The sequence below is a fragment of the Lacticaseibacillus styriensis genome (genome assembly GCF_030770295.1).
Taxonomy (GTDB): Bacteria; Bacillota; Bacilli; order Lactobacillales; family Lactobacillaceae; genus Lacticaseibacillus; species Lacticaseibacillus casei.
Map to the genome: position 1 here is coordinate 2585998 of NZ_CP132483.1, position 22684 is coordinate 2608681.

Consider the following 22684-nt stretch of genomic DNA (forward strand, 5'->3'; position numbering starts at 1 on the left):
GCCACTTACGCTCCGACTCCTAAGCGCGCCGGTTCACGCTCACAACAAAAAAGCACGACGTAAACGCCCTTAAAGGACACTTACGCCGTGCTTGTTTGTAACTAGATTATTCGATTAGCTTGAGCAGCTAACATGATGACTACTTGTTGTCAGTATCATCCTGTTGGTCGTCTTTTTGCTGGCTGTCTTTTTCCTTCATTTGCTTTTCAATGTCAGAAATCGAATAGACACTGTCGGAAACGGTACCGACACTCTTTGGTTCTTCGTGACGATACGTTGCCATCCCGGTACCAGCCGGAATGATCTTCCCGATAATGACATTTTCCTTCAAGCCAACTAACGGATCGTTCTTGCCGCGGATAGAAGCATCGGTCAGAACCCGCGTGGTTTCCTGGAAGGAAGCAGCTGACAGGAAGCTGTTGGTTTCCAAGGAAGCCTTGGTAATCCCTAACAGCACCGGACGGCCGGTAGCCGGAATGCCACCACTGATGATCGCTTGCGTGTTCTTCTCTTTGAAGTCCGCAATGTCGAGTAATGTTCCTGGCAAGATGTTCGTATCGCCCGGATCCATGACGCGGATCTTGCGTAACATCTGCCGAACCATGACTTCAACGTGCTTATCACCAATATCAACACCCTGCATACGGTAAACTTTCTGGACTTCAGAAAGCAGGTAGTTTTCGGTTGCCATCACATCGCGCACTTTGATCAACTGCTTAGGATCAATTGATCCACCTGTCAGTCGTTCGCCGCGGTTAACATGATCGCCTTCCGCAACTGCCACACTGGATGCATAAGGTACGCTATAGGTTCGGGTATCAGTTTCACCCTTGACCGTAATCTCACGCGTATGCTCAGCCGGATTTTCATCAATAGCAGTTACTTCACCGGTTACTTCCGTGATCACAGCTTCACCTTTAGGGTTCCGGGCTTCAAAAATTTCCTGAACACGAGGCAGCCCTTGGGTAATATCTTCGCCACCGGCAACACCACCGGTATGGAAGTTACGCATGGTCAACTGGGTACCTGGTTCACCGATTGACTGGGCAGCAACGGTTCCGACTGCTTCGCCGACTTCAACCTGTTCGCCGGTTGCCATATTACGACCGTAGCACTTCTGGCAAACACCGTGTTTGGTATTGCAGGTGAAGACAGAACGGATAGTGACGGCTTCAACACCGGCATCCACAATCTTCTGTGCCATATCTTCGTCCATCAAGGTATTGCGCTTAACCAGGACTTTGCCGCTCTTAGGATCAAGAACGTCTTTCATGGTAAACCGACCGACAAGGCGATCATACAATGGCTCAATCATTTCGTTACCTTCACGGATAGCGCGAACGACCAAACCACGATCGGTGCCGCAGTCTTCTTCACGAACAATGACATCCTGCGCCACATCAACCAGCCGCCGGGTCAGGTAACCTGAATCAGCCGTCTTCAGCGCCGTATCGGTCATTCCTTTACGAGCACCGTGAGTGGACATGAACATTTCCATAACGGTCAAGCCTTCACGGAAGTTCGAGATAACCGGCACTTCCATCATCCCACCGTTAGGCGCAGCCATCAGACCACGCATACCGGCAAGCTGAGTGAAGTTCGAGATATTACCACGGGCACCGGAATCAGACATCATGGAGATTGGGTTGTTCGGGTCAAAAGAATCAACCAGCTTTTGCTGAATTTCATCTTTGGCGTCGTTCCAAATCTGGATAACCCGATCATGGCGTTCATCATCGGTGATCAACCCACGCCGGAACTGCTTAGAAACAGTTGCAACCTTCTTATGGGCAGCAGCCACAATTTCCGGCTTTTCCTTCAGGTTAGTGATGTCGGAAATTCCGACAGTTAACCCGGAATTAGTTGATTGCGTGTAGCCCAAAGTCTTCATGTCATCCAACAAATCACTGGTCCGCTGAACCTTATAAACCTTGAAGACCTGCGCAATGATATCGGATAAGAAGCCCTTCTTAAACGGATCGATCAAAGGTGCATCCGCGAGATAAGCGTGAATGTCTTCACCTTTATCAATGAAGTACTTATCTGGCACACCATTGACGATGTTGTCTTGCGTCGGCTCATTCAGATACGGGAAGTCTTTTGGCATAATCTCGTTAAAGATCGCCTTGCCGACACTTGTCACCATGATCTTTTGCTTCTGATCGTCAGTGAATGGTTTGTTAGTGAAGGAATTAGCTGCGACGCCAACGCGGCTGTGCAAATGAACGTAGCCATTTTGCAATGCCATCAGGATTTCGTTGGTGTCTTTGAAGATCATGCCTTCGCCTTCGCGACCCTTTTGCTCCATGGTCAGGTAATAGTTACCTAACACAACGTCCTGCGAAGGGGTAACGATTGGCTTGCCGTCTTTTGGCGCCAAAATGTGGTGTGCCGCAAGCATGAGCATCCGTGCTTCAGCCATCGCTTCATCAGACAACGGCACGTGGATCGCCATTTGGTCACCGTCAAAGTCCGCGTTATACGCTTCGCAGACCAGTGGGTGCAACCGAATGGATTTCCCATCAACCAAAACAGGTTCAAACGCTTGAATACCAAGTCGATGCAACGTAGGCGCACGGTTTAAGAGTACCGGCCGTTCCTTGATAACATCTTCAAGCACATCCCAAACGTCATCATCCTGACGATCGATCTTGCGCCGGGCATTCTTGATGTTGCTTGCCATGTCCCGCTTAACCAGTTCGCGCATTACAAATGGCTTAAAGAGTTCCAAAGCCATTTCACGCGGCACGCCACACTGGTAAAACTTCAACCATGGGCCGACATCGATAACAGAACGACCAGAGTAGTCAACCCGCTTACCAAGCAAGTTCTGACGGAACCGGCCTTGCTTCCCTTTCAGCATGTGTGACAGGGACTTAAGTGGACGATTGCCTGGACCGGTAACCGGACGACCACGCCGACCATTATCGATCAAAGCGTCAACCGCTTCCTGCAGCATCCGCTTTTCATTTTGAACAATGATGCTTGGTGCATTCAGGTCAAGCAGCCGCTTCAAACGATTGTTACGGTTGATGACCCGCCGATACAAGTCGTTCAGATCAGACGTCGCAAACCGGCCGCCTTCGAGCTGAACCATTGGCCGCAGATCCGGTGGAATAACTGGAATCGTATCCATGACCATCCAGGCCGGATCATTACCGGATTCCTTGAAGGCATCCAAAATATCCAACCGGCGAATCGCGCGTGTCCGTTTTTGGCCTTGCGCCGACTTCAGGTCATCTTTTAGTTCGGTAACTTCTTTGTCGAGATCGACATCCTGCAACAATTCCTTGATGGCTTCAGCACCCATCTTGGCATTGAAGGTTTTGCCGTATTCTTCGCGCTTTTCACGATATTCGCGTTCGGTCAGAAGTTGTTTTTTCTCCATTGGCGTATCGCCTGGATCAATCACAACGTAAGAAGCAAAATAGATAATTTCTTCAAGTGACCGTGGCGACATATCCAGTACCAGACCCATCCGACTTGGGATGCCCTTGAAGTACCAGATGTGGGTGACCGGTGCGGCTAATTCGATATGGCCCATCCGCTCACGCCGAACCTTGGAACGTGTGACTTCAACCCCGCAGCGATCACAAACAATCCCCTTATAGCGGATCCGCTTGTACTTACCACAGGCACATTCCCAGTCCTTAGTCGGTCCGAAGATGCGTTCATCGAACAAGCCGTCCCGCTCAGGCTTTAAGGTTCGGTAGTTGATCGTTTCAGGCTTTTTGACTTCCCCATACGACCAGCTGCGAATCTTGTCCGGCGAGGCTAAGCCGATTTGCATACTTTCAAACTTATTGACATCAATCAAAGGGCTAACCTCCTATTTTTTATCGTCGGTACTGTTATCGGCAGGCTTACCGTCACTCGCTTGAGCTGCGGCTTCGTGTGCCTTCTTTTCTTCTTGCTGGGCTGCGAACTTCGCCAAAGCATCGACTGAAACAACGTCGTCTTCGTCGTCATCCATGTCCCGCAATTCAATTTCTTTCTTATCCGCGCCAAGCACCTTCATGTCCAGACCCAAGGCTTGCAATTCTTTAACAAGCACACGGAAGGATTCCGGTACACCTGGCTTTGGAATCGGTTCGCCTTTGACAATGGCTTCATAGGTCTTGACCCGCCCGACAACGTCATCTGACTTATAGGTCAGAATTTCTTGCAAGGTGTAAGCCGCGCCATAAGCTTCAAGGGCCCAAACTTCCATTTCACCAAACCGCTGGCCACCAAATTGTGCTTTACCACCAAGTGGCTGTTGGGTAACCAAACTGTAAGGTCCAATTGAACGAGCGTGGATCTTATCGTCAACCATGTGTGACAGCTTCATGTAGTACATAACCCCTACAGATACCCGGTTTTCAAATGGTTCACCGGTACGACCGTCATACAGAACTGACTTACCATCGGAGGCCATGCCGGCTTCCTTGACGGTTGACCACAGATCTTTATCGTTAGCACCATCAAAAACAGGGGTTGCCACGTGAATACCCAAGTTACGTGCGGCCATGCCCAGATGCAATTCAAGCACCTGACCAATGTTCATACGACTTGGCACACCCATTGGCGATAGGCAGATGTCAACCGGTGTCCCGTCTGGCAGGTATGGCATGTCTTCTTCAGGAACCACGACGGAAACCGTCCCTTTATTCCCGTGACGACCGGCCATCTTATCGCCAACCTGAATCTTCCGCTTCTGGGTGATGTAGACACGAACCATCATGTTGACACCAGGAGACAATTCATCGCCCGCTTCACGAGTAAAGATCTTGACGTCCTGAATGATCCCGCCGCCGCCATGAGGTACCCGCAGTGAAGTATCACGGACTTCACGAGCCTTTTCACCGAAAATAGCGTGTAACAACCGCTCTTCAGCAGACAGCTCGGTAACCCCTTTAGGTGTCACCTTGCCGACCAAAATGTCGCCATCACGAACCTCGGCGCCGACACGAACAACACCGAACTCGTCAAGATCCTTGAGGGCTTCTTCACCGACGTTTGGAATTTCGCGAGTCACTTCTTCAGGTCCAAGTTTGGTATCACGTGCTTCGGATTCATATTCTTCAATATGAATAGACGTGTAAACATCGTCTTTAACCAACCGTTCAGACAGCACAATCGCGTCTTCGTAGTTGTACATATTCCAAGTCATGAAGGCGATGATTGGGTTTTGGCCCAGCGCCAGTTCGCCGTTTTGCATGGCTGGCCCATCAGCGATGATTTCATCAACGTCAACATGATCGCCAATCGTGACAATCGGACGCTGGTTGTAGTTCTTGCCGGCGTTACTACGCTTGAATTTCATCAAGTTGTAGGAATCCAAGGCACCATCTTCACGGCGAACCCGAATTTGCTTAGCGTCAACATATTCAACCGTCCCGGCATTCGTAGCCAGAACCGCTGTCCCGGAGTCATGCGCTGCCTTATATTCCATCCCGGTCCCAACAAGTGGGGCGTGCGGATTGATCAACGGCACCGCCTGACGTTGCATGTTCGCACCCATCAAGGCACGGTTGGAGTCATCGTTTTCCAAGAATGGAATGCATGCCGTCGCAACCGCAACAACCTGCTTAGGCGAAACGTCCATGTAGTCAACTTTGTCTGGAGAAATTTCAATGTTGTTATCTTTGTGACGCGCCAAAACGGTATCGTCAACGAAAGAACCATCATCGTTCAGTGGGGAGTTCGCCTGCGCAACGATGTAGTTATCTTCTTCATCGGCGGTCAAATAGTCAATCTTATCGGTAACCTTATGCGTATCCCAAGAAACACGACGATACGGGGTTTCAATGAAGCCATAAGGATTAACCACCGCATAAGAAGCCAGGCTGTTAATCAACCCGATGTTCGGGCCTTCAGGTGTTTCAATCGGACACATCCGGCCATAATGGGTGTAATGAACATCTCGAACTTCATAACCCGCACGATCACGCGTCAAGCCACCGGGTCCAAGGGCAGAAAGACGACGCTTGTGGGTTAATTCGCCAAGCGGGTTGGTCTGATCCATGAACTGTGACAGCTGGGAACTGCCAAAGAATTCCTTGATCGAAGCAACAACCGGACGAATATTGATCAATTGTTGCGGCGTCACGGTGGCAGTATCCTGAATCGACATCCGCTCACGCACAACCCGTTCCATCCGGGAAAGCCCGATCCGGAACTGGTTTTGCAGTAATTCACCGACGGAACGAATCCGACGATTACCCAAGTGGTCAATATCGTCAACTGAGCCAAGGCCTTCTTGCAAGTTAAGGAAATAGTTCATGGATGCCAAAACATCAGCCGGAACAATATGCTTAACTTTCTTGCCAATGTGGCCGTTGCCGATTAAATTGATTTCTTTATCCGGCGTTACTTGTGAGTAGACCTTAATGCTTTGCAGCACAATCGGATCCGTCACAACGCCTTGATCGGAAGGTTGATAGGTGACGGTCTTGAAATCATCGCGATCCAAATAAGCCCCTAATTTGTCCATCACTTGACGGTCAACTTTGGTTCCCTTTTGGGCAATAACTTCACCGGTATCCGGATCAGCCAACGTTTCAGCCAAAACCTGATTCAACAGGCGCGTCTTCAAGCTCAACTTCTTGTTAACCTTATAGCGGCCAACTGAAGCCAAATCGTAGCGTTTCGGATCAAAGAAGCGCGCATACAAAAGTGACCGTGACGAATCAGCGGTTTTAGGTTCGCCTGGGCGTAAGCGTTCGTAAATATCCTTCAAGGCTTCATCGGTACGGGAATCATCCGTGTTCTTATGCACATCTTTTTCAAGTGTGAGCATCAGCGAATCGTTATCGCCGAACATGTTGATAATATCTTGATCAGACCCGAAGCCCAAAGCACGAACCAGTTCAGTCAACGGAATCTTCCGCGTCCGGTCGATCCGGACATAAGCAATATCCTTGGCGTCTGTTTCATATTCCAACCAAGCACCACGGTTAGGGATGACAGTTGTGCCATAGGTAACCCGTGAGTTCTTATCGGTTTCGCTATGGAAATAAACGCCAGGTGAACGAACCAGCTGGGAAACAATAACCCGTTCCGCCCCGTTGATGATGAAAGTCCCTTGTTTGGTCATCAGTGGAAAATCGCCAAAGAAAACATCCTGGCTCTTGATTTCACCGGTTTCATGATTCGTTAAACGTAAGGTTACATGCAAAGGTGCAGAGTAGTTCGCATCGTGTTGGCGTGCTTCCTCGACAGTATATTTCGGTTCCAGCAGTTGATAGCCGACAAATTCCAGTGACAGTTTCCCTTGAAAGTCATCGATCGGCATAATATCGTCGAACATTTCTTTAAGACCTTCATCGAGGAACCATTGGTAAGAATTCGTTTGGATCTCGATCAGATTAGGAAGATCCAAAACTTCCTTGATCCGGGCATAAGACCGGCGTGTCCGGTGCTTACCATAATTCACTAAGTGTCCTGCCAAATTATTCACCCCTTGTAAGATTTTCCGGCTTGGTCGATTGTAAAAATAATGTAAATATTGTTAAATTTACATGACAATGACGATCTCGCAGACATTTTGAGCAAAAAAAAACCAAAAACAGATCAGCCTTCAACCAGCCTGCTGTTTTTGCTTTTTCCATTAGCCAGAACGGACAATAGATCGTCCTGACAGCCTGTCCAACCCGAAATGCGATTGATTTAATAATACGCGGTGGCGTCAAGAAAGTCAAGTGGTAAAATTTCTTATACCTGTGCAAAATTTTCGTCGCGTCTGTGCGACCACATCACCATTGCCATCCAATTTAGATCAAATCAACCGCCACATCAAGATGACTGACGCGGCGGTTTTCTTTTACCCACGCTACAACCCTCAGCCGCTCAAAACGGCAGTCCGATTGTCATCCATATACTGCACCGCGCGCTGATACTGGGTTTCGTTATAAAAGAATCCCGGACGCCATAAGGTACTCAGGTAGGCGCCCATCTCCTCAATACTAGGCTGACAATCCTGATTCAGCCAGGTCTTGATGATGCTGACATAGGAGGCTGCTAACAGATTCTCCTGAAATGCTAACCACGGATTCGGCTCCGGGTCCAAATGCCAGTAGCGCAATGTATCATGTCGAGTTTTGGCAATCGCACGCGAGAAGCGATTGGTAAAATCATCCCCCATTCGCGCCGAGAAAAGAATGGTGAAGACTTCCTGATGTTGTTTGATATACGTGAAATATTCCGTGTATATCGGGTAATTACGATGCGTAATGCCTTCATAGAAATAGCCAACCGAATGTTGCCGAACTTTCTTCATGATGCTCACAAAACCGGCAATCAAATCATCTTCGATTTCTTGCAACAACTCATATTTATCCGAGTAATAGCTGTAAAAACAGGATCGACTCACATCAGCTTTTTGAACCAACTGGCGAATGGACACACTATGCAGATCATTCTCCTTCAGAAGATCCAGAAAAGCGCGCTTGATATATTTTTGCTGCTTGCCCATGGTTAACCTCCCCTAACGACTCGTCTCGCAGCATGAATCGGCATCATAGCAGGCTGCTTATGATATCCAACCGAAGCAGCCGAAAAAATCGCCATAGCATTAAGCGCGTTGCTATGTACAGTTCACCCATAAGTGTCCAAAATCGCACATTCAGCGTAACACTGGTATTAAAAAATGTAAACCCTTACATTACCATCATAATAGGCTTTGTGCTAATGAATTGATATTAACCGCTGTGCATAATTGAGCAATGTGTTACTTAAATTGGGACAAAAACACAGGAGGACATGTAACCATGGATACATTAAAGATTGCCATTTACGGTGCGGGCTCAATCGGAACCATTTCCGGCGCCTACTTGTCTGCGGCGTATGGCAAAGATCACGTCACCTTGATTGATACTTGGCCAGTAAATGTTGCTGCCTTAAATTCAGAGGGCGCACATGTTATCGGAACAACAGACTTCACCACACCTGTTACCGCCGTAATGGCAGATGAAGTGGTCGATCAATTCGATCTCATCTTATTGCATACCAAGCAGGTCGACAATGCGACAGTCATTCCAGCGGTCAAGCAGCTTTTGAAGCCTGATGGCACTTTAGTTTCCTTACAAAATGGCGTTCCGGAAAAATATATTTTGACGCATATTCCGGCTAAAAATCTGATCGCCGGGTCGGTTGTCTTCGGTGCGACCGGTGCGGGCCCAGGTGTGACCGAACTGACAACCGCCTACGATAGCTTTAAAGCCCATGCCTATCAGATTGGTGAAATTGACGGCACCATAACACCGCGCACGGAATTGGTACAAACGATTCTCTCTCATGTTGGAATGACCCCAATTTCAAATGAGCTTATGGGTACAAAATGGTCGAAGTTGCTGGTCAATGCTGCCTTTAGTGGTTTATCAACCATCATGAATCGAACTTTTGGGGAAGTCGCTCAAGATGACGTCGGTGTGAAAAGTGCTTTGCACATCCTCAATGAAGGTCTCAATGTCGGGCAAGCAGATGGCATCACCTTCACCCCATTATCGGGGGTCGATTTGGCGGCCACTTTTGGCTTAACCGGTGACGACTTTACTGATACGCAGATTGCAACCCTCCGTTTGATGACCGGCGCTAGCGCTAAACTCAAAGCTAGTATGCTACAGGACTTATACAAACAGCGCAAAACCGAAGTTGATTATATCAACGGTTTAATTACCGCGACGGCTCGCGATCACGGGATTGCAACACCATTTAATGATCTAGTGGTCAAATTGATTACCGAAGCTGAAAGAACACACACAATTCCGACATTCGAAGTAGCTAAAGCCGAACTGCAACAGCTGCTCGATCATCGCGCCGTTGTTTCCTGATCGATGTCAGATTTTGTGAAACACCGATTTTAAACACACAGAAAAAGCAAATGTCCATTTTTGGACACCCATTTTGGTTTGTCATTCCATCGCTAAAGCCTTTTCAATATGCTAACCATGGAAATAAGAAAGCAAGCTTTTTTTAGAAAGGAGTCTCGTTATGGCTGTCGAAATAAAAACAGATAAGTTGATGTGGCCAATTGAAGCCATTCAACCAGTCAAAGACGGTGATACTGTCGTCATCGGTGGATTCGGACCGCTGGGTTATCCGGCTCAGTTGGTGAAAGCGCTGTATCTTTTCAGTAATGCCAAAGATTTGCATATTGCTTTAAACGCACCTAATGGCATGTATCTGCCGACGCTGGATCGGTTAATTGCAGAACGAGCAAGCCACTTAACCACCACTTTTGTCCGTACTAGTCGCGCAGCAACCAAGTTTTTTAAAGAAGGCAAGTTAACGCTAACGCCACAAGGAACATTTGCGGAACGTCTGCGCGCAGCCGGTGCTGGTATTCCCGGATTCTATACCCCCGTCGGCATCGGGACAATGGTGGCAGAAGGCAAAGAGGTCAAAGAATTCAACGGTCGCCAGTATTTACTGGAAGAAGCTTTAAATGCTGACGTAGGTTTCATGCAAGCCACCAAAGTCGATTACGACGGCAACTGTTATATCGAAGGTGCCATGAAGAGCTTTGGCGCACTTGTTCCAGCCGCATCGAAGTATACCGTGGTCGAAGCAGAAGAAATTGTTCCAGTGGGCGATATTCCATCTGAGCTCATCACGGTTTCAGGAATCTATATCGATGGCATTGTGAAAGTGGGGATGCGTCATGATCAGTAGAACTTATATTGCCAAACGCGTCGCCGATGAATTAGAAGACGGTCAGATTGTCAATTTAGGCATTGGCATTCCGACCCTGGTACCAAAATTCATCAGTGATGACAAACACATTATCTTCCAAAGCGAAAACGGCATCATCAATATCGGTCCGGCACCAAAACCAGGCGAACCGGAGAATCCCAATATTTTTGATGCTGGCGGTTCGCCGGCAACGATCAAACCAGGCGGCCAATTCATCGACAGTGCCAAAGCATTCGGTTTGATCCGCAGCGGCAAGGTGGACGTCACAGTTCTCGGTGCAGTGCAAGTCGACGCCCAAGGTAACATCGCCAACTGGATCATCCCGAACAAGATGTTGGTGGGCTTCGGCGGTGCGATGGATCTGGTAACCTGCGCGAAGGAAGTCATCGTCGCGATGGAACACACCGCCAAAGGTCAAATTAAAATCTTAGACGAATGTACCTTCCCATTAACCGGCGCACATTGCGTCAGCAAGATCATCACGGAACTGGCTGTTTTCCATATTACGGATCACGGAATGGTTCTGACCGAAATTTCACCTAAAACAACACTGGATGAAGTGCGGGCCAAAACAGGAGCACACTTTACGGTTGCAGATAATCTGAAAGTCAGCCAAATTGCTGATGAAGCTGTTGAAGTTTAATTGGAACGCATCTATTTATAACGCGTTCACTGGCGCAGAAGTCTACATGTAAGGACCTTGGTCGCAATGGCCTAAGCCCGGGCCATCACGCCCAAGGCCACTTACATTCCGACTTCTAACCGCGCCAGTTCACGCTCACTCAAGGAGGAGAATAAAATGCCTGAAACAAAAGATGCTGTCATTGTCGCTTATGGCCGCTCTGCCGTGGGGCGCTCATTGAAAGGTGCTTTGACGAATGAACACCCGGTTGATTATGCTGCAGAAGTTTTGACTGGAGTTTTGAATAAAGTTCCCCAACTAGACGTCAACGATATTGATGATGTTATGGTCGGTTGTGCATTACCTGAAGATGTTCAAGGACTCAATGTAGCCCGAATGATCTCTCAACGCGCCAACCTGCCAGACTCGGTACCCGCTCAAACCATTAATCGTTTCTGTTCATCAGGAATTCAAACTATCGCAACCGGGGCCAACGCCATTATGGCTAATCAAGCTGATATCATTGTTGCGGGCGGGGTTGAATCCATGAGCCAGGTACCAATGTCCTTTGATATGGCCGGTATCAATCCGACATTACGAGCTGAAAAGCCTCAAGACTATATGCCAATGGGGCTAACCGCCGAAGTAGTTGCCGAAAAATTCCAGGTGCCACGCGAAAAAATGGACGAATTTGCTATGCACAGTCATCATAAAGCTGCAGCGGCTCAGGAAGCTCATGCTTTTGATGATCAGATTATTCCTGTTCACTATGGCGACATCGAAGGTCACACTAAAGTCTTCGACAAAGATGAAGGGGTCCGTGGCAATCTAACGATGGATCAACTAGCCGCTTTGCCGCCCGCTTTTAAAGAAGATGGTGGTCAGGTCACAGCCGGTACTTCTTCACCATTAAGTGATGGGACCGCCTTTGTCATCTTGATGTCAGCAGACAAAGCTGCCGAGTTAGGGGTTAAGCCAATTGCCCGTTTTGTCGGTTATGCCGTAGCTGGCGTCAATCCGGCCGTTATGGGACTTGGCCCGATCTATGCGGTGCCAAAAGTGATGGCCCGGACAGGCTTAACCATTGATGACATGGACAGTATCGAATTAAACGAAGCGTTTGCCTCTCAGTCGCTTGTCTGCATTGATAAGCTCAATCTGCCTGTCGACAAAGTCAACCCACGAGGCGGTGCCTTGGCACTTGGCCATCCGTTGGGAGCAACCGGTGCGATTTTGACCTGCAAGATTCTTTCCTACTTGCAGGCCACCGGCGGCCGCTATGGGTTGGTCACGATGTGTATTGGTGGCGGCATGGGAGCAGCCGGCATTTATGAGATGATTCCAGACGAAGAAACTGCAGAGGCGACTGCGTAATGTTTGACTGCTGGTTCGCGGTTATCCAAGTAAGCTCATTTCGCTAAAGGGGGTGCATTTTGACTGATCGCCAAGTGATTCAGACCCGCTTGGTGTTGCCTGGCGACACCAATGCTCATAACACCTTGTTCGGCGGTAAGTTGTTAAGTTATATTGATGATGTTTCCGCAATTGCGGCGGTTAAATACAGTCAGCGAATTGTGGTTACGGCTTCGACTGACTCGGTAGATTTTCGCCATCCAATTGCTGCCAATGATAGCGTCACACTGACAGCATTCGTCTCCGGAGTCGGTACCAGATCAATTGAGGTTTTCTGTCGAGTCATGGGAGAAACGTTAACGACCGGAAAGACTTATTTGGCAACCACAGCTTTTAGCACCTATGTGGTCGTTGATGGTCAAACAACGCCACTGCCGAGTTTCACTCCGGTAACTGCAGAAGAACAACTCTTATTCAGTGGCTACCCTGAGCGCCGTACCGCTCGCAAAGTGCGCCGTGATCGTAATCGTGCGTTCATCAGCCGGCTAGAGGCAACGGAAGAAGACCGTAATCGCTAACCCGCAAAGACAAAAAAGAGGCTCCAAGATCCCGTTAGTATTCGGGATCTTGGAGCCTCTTAATTTTCTACTTAATTACCGACCAGTTTCAGTGTTACGAAAGGTCAATGACCTATCGCTTACGCCTTAACCGGTTCCTTCGATGCACCATTTTCTTTATGCTTACCTTTGTTTTCCTTGACAGTAAACGTCAGCTTGCCTTTTTTGGCACCGATTTGGATCAAATCACCAGTCTTCGCTTGGCCTGTCAACAAAAGTTCGCTCAGTTGATCTTCAACATCCGTTTGCAAAGCCCGTCGGATCGGACGTGCCCCGTATTCAGGATCGAATCCGGCAGCCGCGATGGCATCGATGCCTGCTGGCGTAATTTTGACATCGATTCCCTGATCCTTAATGCGACTGAGCACGGTCTTGGTCATGATCTTGACGATCTCATGCAGCTCTTCCTTGTTCAGGCTGTGGAAGACAACCGTTTCATCAATTCGGTTCAGGAATTCAGGACGGAAACTCTTCTTCAATTCATCTAACATCCGACTCTTCATGGCTTTGAAGTCTGCAGTTGGATCTTTGGCACCAAAGCCAACCGTTTTATCGTCACGAATGGCAGTTGCCCCGATGTTACTGGTCATGATCAAAATCGTATTACGGAAATCAACCCGACGACCCTTCGCATCGGTCAGGTAGCCATCGTCCAAGACTTGAAGCAAGATATTAAAGACGTCCGGATGCGCTTTTTCAACTTCATCCAGCAGCACAACGGAATACGGCTTGTTGCGAACCTTTTCCGTCAACTGACCACCTTCATCGTAACCGACATAACCCGGTGCCGCGCCAATCAGACGACTGGTGCTGAATTTCTCCATGTATTCGGACATATCAACCCGAATCATGGCATCCTCTGATCCAAACATTGCTTCAGCTAGGGCTTTCGCCAGCTCGGTTTTCCCGACACCGGTTGGCCCAAGGAACATGAAGGAACCAATTGGGCGGGTAGGATCTTTCAATCCAGAACGTGCCCGGCGGATGGCCCGTGCAACTGCGGAAACAGCTTCATCCTGACCAACAACCCGTTGATGGAGAATCTTCTCCAGGTTGACCAAACGTTCGGATTCCTTCTTTTGCAACTGGGTAACCGGCACACCGGTCCATTGTGACACAACTTCTGCCACATCGGCGCCTGTCACTTTGATATCGGTTCGAACGCCGCTTTCGTTCACGGGTTCCGGCGTATCGGCAAGTTTGGCCTTAACGTCCGCCTCTTTGGTGCGAATGGTAGCCGCTGTTTCGAAGTCTTGATGATCAATCGCGTCTTCTTTGTCCGCGACTAACTTAGCCAGCTCGTCCTGAAGCTTGTCGGATTTGGTCTCAACATTAGCTTTATCCAATCGTACCTTGGCAGCACTTTCGTCAACTAAATCGATGGCCTTGTCAGGCAAGAAGCGCGTTGTAATGTAACGTGAGGACAAGACAACTGCTTCATGCAAAGCTTCATCAGTAATCGTGACGCCATGATGCGCCTCATACCGTGGACGCAGCCCTTTCAAAATCTGCTCTGCTTCTTCTTCCGTTGGTTCATCGACTTGGATGGTCGCAAACCGCCGTTCCAAAGCAGCATCTTTTTCAATATACTTCTGATATTCGTCTAAGGTTGTTGCACCGATCAACTGCAACTCGCCACGAGCCAAGGCCGGCTTGAGAATGTTGGAAGCGTCAATGGCCCCTTCAGCACCCCCGGCACCGATCAGCGTGTGCAATTCATCAATGAACAAAATGACGTTGCCATCTTTATAAATCTCATCAATGATTTTCTTCAGGCGATCTTCAAATTCACCACGATACTTTGTGCCTGCAACCAGTGAGCCCATATCAAGCATCATCAGTCGCTTATTCAGCATGTCATCCGGAACTTTGCCCGCGACAATCTTTTCGGCAAAGCCTTCCGCAATCGCGGTTTTCCCGACACCTGGTTCACCAATCAACACTGGGTTGTTCTTCGTGCGCCGAGCCAGAATCTGAATTAAACGCCGAACTTCCTTTTCGCGGCCGACCACCGGATCCATCCGGTTTTCACGCGCCATTTGGGTTAAATCGCGCGCAAGGCCATCAAGTGTCGGGGTCCCTTGGCTATCTTGGCGAGCACCACCACGCGCCATTGGCCGGCGTTTGGCAGCTGTGTCCGCAATGCCCATTTTCTTAAACACCATTTGTCGTGTCTTCGAAAGACTGAGGCCCAGATTCTGGAGAATCCGCGCGGCTAAAATATCGTCTTCACGAAGCAACCCCAGCAGAATATGCTCGGTGCCGATCTTCAAAGCACCTAAGCGCTTTGCTTCGTCGCCGGCAAACGCCAGAATTTCCTTACCCTTTGGTGAATAAGGCAAATAACTATCGCTAGCTTGACCGGCGGCATCAACAGTTCCATACCCTGTGAAGCGCTCGATCTCGTCATGGACATCATTCTCTGTGACCCCTAACTGACGCAGCGTCTTACCAGCGATTCCATCTTTTTCCATAACCAGCGCCATAAGCAAATGTTCAGTGCCTACAGCATGATGATGGAAATACTTCGCTTGTTCCTGGGCTAAAAGCAAAACATTTTTAGCACTAGGGGTAAATAAGTTGTCCATAAGCACGCTCCTTTTTAGAAAACTAATTATAAACTGTTCTATCTTTCATACCGCAAACGATCCAAAAATGCAAGGAACATGCGCGACCGTAAATGCTCTTCTGTCCCTTGATCAAGAATACCCAAAGTCTCATGATTCATGACCGCCAACATTAAATTGCCTGATTGTTGGGAAATAAGCCCATTATCGAATAATTCCTGAATTAAATCACGGGCATCGCGTAATCGCAAGCGTTTGGGGATATGCTGCCGCATGATTTGAATGAGGTCTTGATCATCTGTCAATTTGACCTTCACGATGCGAATGTAGCCTCCGCCGCCCCGCTTGCTTTCAACAATGTAGCCGCGAGCCGGTGTGAACCGGGTTTTAATGACATAATTGATTTGCGAGGGAACGCAATTAAAACGACGTGCAATTTCGGCTCGCCGTATTTCAACCGCAGCCTCCTGTGCCAGTATCGTTTTTAGATAAGCCTCAATAATGTCCGAAATATTCTCACGCTGCATGTCGTTCAATCCTTTTTGACTTTGACCAATCTTGACTATTACACATTATACTGGCATTGGTCAGTTTATACAAATTTCTGCATTTGAAAACGAAAAAAGGACCACGATTTTTCGTGATCCAAGAATCGGGAAGACAAGATTCGAACTTGCGACCCCTACGTCCCGAACGTAGTGCTCTACCAAGCTGAGCTACTTCCCGGTAAAGCGGAAGACGGGATTCGAACCCGCGACCCCCACCATGGCAAGGTGATGTTCTACCACTGAACTACTTCCGCATACCGCATATTAAATTGATCGGCGCCAGCTTAGCTTCATAGGCGATCGACGATGCACCCAGTAGGAGTCGAACCTACAACCTTCTGATTCGTAGTCAGACACTCTATCCAGTTGCGCTATGGGTGCTTCAACAAAATGCCGAGGACCGGGATCGAACCGGTACGGTCATCACTGACCGCAGGATTTTAAGTCCTGTGCGTCTGCCAATTCCGCCACCCCGGCATAAAGTGAAAAGCGGAAGACGGGATTCGAACCCGCGACCCCCACCATGGCAAGGTGATGTTCTACCACTGAACTACTTCCGCATATCAAACCTATTCAATTATGACCGAGGAGCGGCCTTCAAAGACCCGAGCATTCCGTTCAAGATACGATGCGGGTGAAGGGACTCGAACCCCCACGGTCAAAAACCACTAGAACCTAAATCTAGCGCGTCTGCCAGTTCCGCCACACCCGCAAAAGGTGGGTTAAATGAGCCGTGACAGGCTCGAACTGTCGACCCACTGATTAAAAGTCAGTTGCTCTACCAACTGAGCTAACGGCTCAATGGAGGATACAGGGCTCGAACCTGTGACCCTCTGCTTGTAAGGCAGACGCTCTCCCAACTGAGCTAATCCTCCATATGTAAGCGTGGCAGCTTCCTACCCTCGCAGGCAGTTTCCCACCAACTACTCTCGGCGTGAAGAAGCTTAACTTCTGTGTTCGGCATGGGAACAGGTGTATCCTTCTTGCTATCGCCACCACACTTATGAGAACTTTGCGCTCTCAAAACTGGCTATCATTGTTGGTTGTTTGCTTTGCTGAGAATCGGCGTATTTCATCGAAACGCGTTCGCAGTCGCAGAAACCTCCACATAAGGACCCTGAGTCCATTGGCCAAAACCCGACCAACGAACTCAGGCCCGCTTATGCTCCGGTTTCTAAGCGCTCCTGCTCACGCTCTTACTTGGTTAAGTCCTCGACCGATTAGTACTGGTCCGCTCCATGCATCGCTGCACTTCCACTTCCAGCCTATCTACCTGATCATCTCTCAGGGGTCTTACTTCCATATAGGAATGGGAAATCTCATCTCGAGGGGGGCTTCACACTTAGATGCTTTCAGCGTTTATCCCTTCCGTTCATAGCTACCCAGCGATGCGCCTGGCGGCACAACTGGTACACCAGCGGAACGTCCATCCCGGTCCTCTCGTACTAAGGACAGCTCCTCTCAAATTTCCTGCGCCCGCGACGGATAGGGACCGAACTGTCTCACGACGTTCTGAACCCAGCTCGCGTACCGCTTTAATGGGCGAACAGCCCAACCCTTGGGACCGACTACAGCCCCAGGATGCGATGAGCCGACATCGAGGTGCCAAACCTCCCCGTCGATGTGGACTCTTGGGGGAGATAAGCCTGTTATCCCCAGGGTAGCTTTTATCCGTTGAGCGATGGCCCTTCCATACGGAACCACCGGATCACTAAGCCCGACTTTCGTCCCTGCTCGACTTGTCAGTCTCGCAGTCAAGCTCCCTTCTACCTTTACACTCTGCGAATGATTTCCAACCATTCTGAGGGAACCTTTGGGCGCCTCCGTTACATTTTAGGAGGCGACCGCCCCAGTCAAACTGCCTACCTGACACTGTCTCCCGCCACGATCAGTGGCGCGGGTTAGAGTGTTCATACAGCTAGGGTAGTATCCCACCAACGCCTCCATCGAAACTAGCGTTCCGATCTCTACGGCTCCTACCTATCCTGTACAAGCGGTACCAACACTCAATATCAAGCTACAGTAAAGCTCCATGGGGTCTTTCCGTCCTGTCGCGGGTAACCCGCATCTTCACGGGTACTATAATTTCACCGAGTCTCTCGTTGAGACAGTGCCCAAATCATTACGCCTTTCGTGCGGGTCGGAACTTACCCGACAAGGAATTTCGCTACCTTAGGACCGTTATAGTTACGGCCGCCGTTTACTGGGGCTTCAATTCTGGGCTTCGCTTGCGCTAACTCATCCTCTTAACCTTCCAGCACCGGGCAGGCGTCAGCCCCTATACATCATCTTTCGATTTAGCAGAGACCTGTGTTTTTGATAAACAGTTGTTTGGGCCTATTCACTGCGGCTGACCTTGCGGTCAGCACCCCTTCTTCCGAAGTTACGGGGTCATTTTGCCGAGTTCCTTAACGAGAGTTCGCTCGCTCACCTGAGGATACTCTCCTCGACTACCTGTGTCGGTTTGCGGTACGGGTAGTTTATTTCTCACTAGAAGCTTTTCTTGGCAGTGTGACATCAGGAACTTCGCTACTTTAATTTCGCTCCCCATCACCGCTTGTCCTTATGGTCGCAAGCATTTCACTCGCCACCAGACTTGCGGCTTGGACGCACTTTTCCAGCCGTGCGCTTTCCTTAGCCTCCTGCGTCCCTCCATCGCTTAAACAAAATAAACTAGTGCAGGAATCTCAACCTGCTTGTCATCGACTACGCCTTGCGGCCTCGCCTTAGATCCCGACTAACCCTGGGAGGACGAGCCTTCCCCAGGAAACCTTAGTCATACGGTGGATCAGATTCTCACTGATCTTTCGCTACTCATGCCGGCATTCTCACTTCTAAGCGCTCCAGCCGTCCTCACGATCGACCTTCAACGCCCTTAGAACGCTCTCCTACCGCGCACCCTTACGGGTGCACCCACAGTTTCGGTATTATGCTTAGCCCCGGTATATTTTCGGCGCAGTGCCACTCGACTAGTGAGCTATTACGCACTCTTTAAATGGTGGCTGCTTCTGAGCCAACATCCTAGTTGTCTGTGCAACGCCACATCCTTTTCCACTTAGCACAAATTTAGGGACCTTAACTGGTGATCTGGGCTGTTCCCCTTTCGACAATGGACCTTATCGCTCACTGTCTGACTCCCGGAGTAAGATCGATGGTATTCGGAGTTTATCTGAATTCAGTAACCCTTGATGGGCCCCTAGTTCAAACAGTGCTCTACCTCCATGATCCATCCTCCGAGGCTAACCCTAAAGCTATTTCGGAGAGAACCAGCTATCTCCAAGTTCGTTTGGAATTTCACCGCTACCCACAACTCATCCCAGCATTTTTCAACATACATGGGTTCGGTCCTCCAGTGTGTTTCACCACACCTTCAACCTGGTCATGGGTAGGTCACTTGGTTTCGGGTCTACATCTGCCTACTCATTCGCCCTGTTCAGACTCGCTTTCGCTCCGGCTCCGACTTTTCATCTTAACCTCGCAGGCAAACGTAACTCGCCGGTTCATTCTACAAAAGGCACGCCATTACCCCTTAACGGGCTTTGACTAATTGTAGGCACACGGTTTCAGGAACTGTTTCACTCCCCTTCCGGGGTGCTTTTCACCTTTCCCTCACGGTACTGGTTCACTATCGGTCACTAGGGAGTATTTAGCCTTGGGAGATGGTCCTCCCGGATTCCGACGGAATTTCACGTGTTCCGCCGTACTCAGGATCCTGGACGGAGAGTCCGCCGTTTCGCTTACAGGGCTTTCACCTTCTATGGCGCAGCTTTCCAGCTGACTTCGACTACGTCGAACTTTGGTAACTCCAATGTCCAGTCCTACAACCCCGAGAAGCAAGCTTCTCGGTTTGGGCTCTTCCCACTTCGCTCGCCGCTACTATGGGAATCGAGTTTTCTTTCTCTTCCTGCGGGTACTGAGATGTTTCAGTTCCCCGCGTCTGCCGCCAACAAGCTATGGATTCACTTGCAGGCAATACACTGATGTGTACTGGGTTCCCCCATTCGGAAATCTCCGGATCAAAGCTTACTTATAGCTCCCCGAAGCATATCGGTATTAGTTCCGTCCTTCATCGGCTCCTAGTGCCAAGGCATCCACCGTGCGCCCTTTGTAACTTAACCTGTACTGACTTGCGTCAGCGGTTATGCGATGCGAATTTCTATATTAGAAACTCATACAAATACGCTGTGTTCTCGGCAATTTAAAACATTTACAACAATGATATCCAGTTTTCAAAGAACAAAGTCGCCGACTTGCGTCGGTGAATTGGCCTGACGGCCAATGGAGGATAACGGGATCGAACCGATGACCTCCTGCTTGCAAAGCAGGCGCTCTCCCAGCTGAGCTAATCCCCCATAAGGGTTGTTCAATTAACAAGCGAACGCTTGATGGGCCTAGATGGACTTGAACCATCGACCTCACGCTTATCAAGCGTGCGCTCTAACCAACTGAGCTATAGGCCCGATAGGCGTAAAAAGAGAGGTCGTCCCCTCAAAACTAAACAAAGTTTCGTGTGTGCAGGTTTCCGTCAGACTTAATGTCTGTTTCCTTAGAAAGGAGGTGATCCAGCCGCAGGTTCTCCTACGGCTACCTTGTTACGACTTCACCCTAATCATTTGTCCCACCTTAGACGGCTCGCTCCCTAAAAGGGTTACGCCACCGGCTTCGGGTGTTACAAACTCTCATGGTGTGACGGGCGGTGTGTACAAGGCCCGGGAACGTATTCACCGCGGCGTGCTGATCCGCGATTACTAGCGATTCCGACTTCGTGTAGGCGAGTTGCAGCCTACAGTCCGAACTGAGAATGGCTTTAAGAGATTAGCTTGACCTCGCGGTCTCGCAACTCGTTGTACCATCCATTGTAGCACGTGTGTAGCCCAGGTCATAAGGGGCATGATGATTTGACGTCATCCCCACCTTCCTCCGGTTTGTCACCGGCAGTCTTACTAGAGTGCCCAACTGAATGCTGGCAACTAGTCATAAGGGTTGCGCTCGTTGCGGGACTTAACCCAACATCTCACGACACGAGCTGACGACAACCATGCACCACCTGTCATTTTGCCCCCGAAGGGGAAACCTGATCTCTCAGGTGATCAAAAGATGTCAAGACCTGGTAAGGTTCTTCGCGTTGCTTCGAATTAAACCACATGCTCCACCGCTTGTGCGGGCCCCCGTCAATTCCTTTGAGTTTCAACCTTGCGGTCGTACTCCCCAGGCGGAATGCTTAATGCGTTAGCTGCGGCACTGAAGGGCGGAAACCCTCCAACACCTAGCATTCATCGTTTACGGCATGGACTACCAGGGTATCTAATCCTGTTCGCTACCCATGCTTTCGAGCCTCAGCGTCAGTTACAGACCAGACAGCCGCCTTCGCCACTGGTGTTCTTCCATATATCTACGCATTTCACCGCTACACATGGAGTTCCACTGTCCTCTTCTGCACTCAAGTTTCCCAGTTTCCGATGCGCTTCCTCGGTTAAGCCGAGGGCTTTCACATCAGACTTAAAAAACCGCCTGCGCTCGCTTTACGCCCAATAAATCCGGATAACGCTTGCCACCTACGTATTACCGCGGCTGCTGGCACGTAGTTAGCCGTGGCTTTCTGGTTGGATACCGTCACGCCGACAACAGTTACTCTGCCGACCATTCTTCTCCAACAACAGAGTTTTACGACCCGAAAGCCTTCTTCACTCACGCGGCGTTGCTCCATCAGACTTGCGTCCATTGTGGAAGATTCCCTACTGCTGCCTCCCGTAGGAGTTTGGGCCGTGTCTCAGTCCCAATGTGGCCGATCAACCTCTCAGTTCGGCTACGTATCATCGCCTTGGTGAGCCGTTACCTCACCAACTAGCTAATACGCCGCGGGTCCATCCAAAAGCGATAGCTTACGCCATCTTTCAGCCAAGAACCATGCGGTTCTTGGATTTATGCGGTATTAGCATCTGTTTCCAAATGTTATCCCCCACTTAAGGGCAGGTTACCCACGTGTTACTCACCCGTCCGCCACTCGTTTTAAGTTGAATCACAGTGCAAGCACCGTTCATCGGCCAAAACTCGTTCGACTTGCATGTATTAGGCACGCCGCCAGCGTTCATCCTGAGCCAGGATCAAACTCTCATATAAATATGAGCTGTTCGAATAGCTCGATTTGTTGTTCTAGCGAATTGACTTCGCAAATGTTACTTTTTGCCTCGATACCGAAGTATCAAGGACCCTGCACATTTAAACGAAACTTTGTTCAGTTTTCAAAGGACGACCTTGTCAAAAGACAACTTTGATATATTATCACAGGCAAGCAATACCTGT

At 49.3% G+C, this 22684-nt stretch carries 10 protein-coding genes, 10 tRNA genes and 3 rRNA genes; 5 read left to right on the forward strand and 18 right to left on the reverse strand.

The window, feature by feature from the left end; all coding sequences use genetic code 11:
- Nucleotides 1-139: 139 nt before the first annotated feature.
- The 3 genes from rpoC to LACSTY_RS12215 form a co-directional block, all read right to left on the reverse strand.
- Complete coding sequence (gene rpoC / locus LACSTY_RS12205; RefSeq protein WP_087912831.1) at nucleotides 140-3817, reverse strand: DNA-directed RNA polymerase subunit beta'; 3678 nt, start codon at nucleotides 3815-3817, stop codon at nucleotides 140-142.
- 12 nt (nucleotides 3818-3829) lie between these two features.
- On the reverse strand, nucleotides 3830-7432 hold the full coding sequence (gene rpoB / locus LACSTY_RS12210; RefSeq protein WP_010492660.1) for a DNA-directed RNA polymerase subunit beta: 3603 nt from the start codon (nucleotides 7430-7432) through the stop codon (nucleotides 3830-3832).
- Nucleotides 7433-7822: 390 nt separating this feature from the next.
- Nucleotides 7823-8455, reverse strand: coding sequence for a TetR/AcrR family transcriptional regulator (locus tag LACSTY_RS12215; RefSeq protein WP_087912832.1), 633 nt, complete (start codon nucleotides 8453-8455; stop codon nucleotides 7823-7825).
- 295 nt (nucleotides 8456-8750) lie between these two features.
- Here LACSTY_RS12215 and LACSTY_RS12220 point away from each other — a divergent pair, with 295 nt between their 5' ends.
- The 5 genes from LACSTY_RS12220 to LACSTY_RS12240 all read left to right on the forward strand — a co-directional run bounded on the left by LACSTY_RS12220 (nucleotide 8751) and on the right by LACSTY_RS12240 (nucleotide 13227).
- Entirely contained in the window at nucleotides 8751-9812 is a 1062-nt protein-coding gene (locus LACSTY_RS12220; RefSeq protein ID WP_087912833.1) for a ketopantoate reductase family protein, read from the forward strand.
- A gap of 160 nt (nucleotides 9813-9972) precedes the next feature.
- Nucleotides 9973-10653, forward strand: coding sequence for a CoA transferase subunit A (locus LACSTY_RS12225; protein WP_087912834.1), 681 nt, complete (start codon nucleotides 9973-9975; stop codon nucleotides 10651-10653).
- A complete protein-coding gene (locus tag LACSTY_RS12230; protein ID WP_010492671.1) occupies nucleotides 10643-11317 on the forward strand; it encodes a 3-oxoacid CoA-transferase subunit B in 675 nt (224 codons plus the stop codon). The genes LACSTY_RS12225 and LACSTY_RS12230 overlap by 11 nt, the downstream gene beginning before the upstream one ends.
- 156 nt (nucleotides 11318-11473) lie before the next feature.
- Nucleotides 11474-12670: a thiolase family protein gene (locus tag LACSTY_RS12235; protein WP_049170419.1), complete on the forward strand. Its 1197-nt coding sequence runs from the start codon at nucleotides 11474-11476 to the stop codon at nucleotides 12668-12670.
- A 59-nt stretch (nucleotides 12671-12729) separates the two neighbouring features.
- Complete coding sequence (locus tag LACSTY_RS12240) at nucleotides 12730-13227, forward strand: acyl-CoA thioesterase (RefSeq protein WP_161492251.1); 498 nt, start codon at nucleotides 12730-12732, stop codon at nucleotides 13225-13227.
- A gap of 119 nt (nucleotides 13228-13346) precedes the next feature.
- Here the strand turns inward: LACSTY_RS12240 and LACSTY_RS12245 are convergent, their stop codons facing one another.
- From LACSTY_RS12245 to LACSTY_RS12315, 15 genes are all read right to left on the reverse strand, one after another.
- Nucleotides 13347-15854, reverse strand: coding sequence for an ATP-dependent Clp protease ATP-binding subunit (locus LACSTY_RS12245; RefSeq protein WP_047105387.1), 2508 nt, complete (start codon nucleotides 15852-15854; stop codon nucleotides 13347-13349).
- 38 nt (nucleotides 15855-15892) lie between these two features.
- Complete coding sequence (locus tag LACSTY_RS12250) at nucleotides 15893-16360, reverse strand: CtsR family transcriptional regulator (RefSeq protein ID WP_087912836.1); 468 nt, start codon at nucleotides 16358-16360, stop codon at nucleotides 15893-15895.
- A 125-nt stretch (nucleotides 16361-16485) separates the two neighbouring features.
- A tRNA-Pro gene (locus LACSTY_RS12255) sits at nucleotides 16486-16559 on the reverse strand.
- A 4-nt stretch (nucleotides 16560-16563) separates the two neighbouring features.
- Nucleotides 16564-16635, reverse strand: a tRNA-Gly gene (locus tag LACSTY_RS12260).
- Nucleotides 16636-16688: 53 nt separating this feature from the next.
- Nucleotides 16689-16762: transfer RNA gene (locus tag LACSTY_RS12265), tRNA-Arg, on the reverse strand.
- A 10-nt stretch (nucleotides 16763-16772) separates the two neighbouring features.
- Nucleotides 16773-16858, reverse strand: a tRNA-Leu gene (locus tag LACSTY_RS12270).
- An 11-nt stretch (nucleotides 16859-16869) separates the two neighbouring features.
- Nucleotides 16870-16941, reverse strand: a tRNA-Gly gene (locus LACSTY_RS12275).
- Nucleotides 16942-17010: 69 nt separating this feature from the next.
- Nucleotides 17011-17093 (reverse strand) — tRNA-Leu (locus LACSTY_RS12280).
- Nucleotides 17094-17108: 15 nt separating this feature from the next.
- Nucleotides 17109-17181 (reverse strand) — tRNA-Lys (locus LACSTY_RS12285).
- Between the two features lie 2 nt (nucleotides 17182-17183).
- Nucleotides 17184-17256, reverse strand: a tRNA-Val gene (locus LACSTY_RS12290).
- A gap of 8 nt (nucleotides 17257-17264) precedes the next feature.
- Nucleotides 17265-17381: ribosomal RNA gene (gene rrf, locus LACSTY_RS12295) — 5S ribosomal RNA — on the reverse strand.
- A 200-nt stretch (nucleotides 17382-17581) separates the two neighbouring features.
- Nucleotides 17582-20499, reverse strand: a 23S ribosomal RNA gene (locus LACSTY_RS12300).
- A gap of 161 nt (nucleotides 20500-20660) precedes the next feature.
- Nucleotides 20661-20733: transfer RNA gene (locus tag LACSTY_RS12305), tRNA-Ala, on the reverse strand.
- Nucleotides 20734-20767: 34 nt separating this feature from the next.
- Nucleotides 20768-20841 (reverse strand) — tRNA-Ile (locus LACSTY_RS12310).
- 90 nt (nucleotides 20842-20931) lie between these two features.
- Nucleotides 20932-22501: ribosomal RNA gene (locus LACSTY_RS12315) — 16S ribosomal RNA — on the reverse strand.
- The 16S, 23S and 5S rRNA genes sit together here with 10 tRNA genes alongside, the layout of an rRNA operon.
- Nucleotides 22502-22684: the final 183 nt, after the last annotated feature.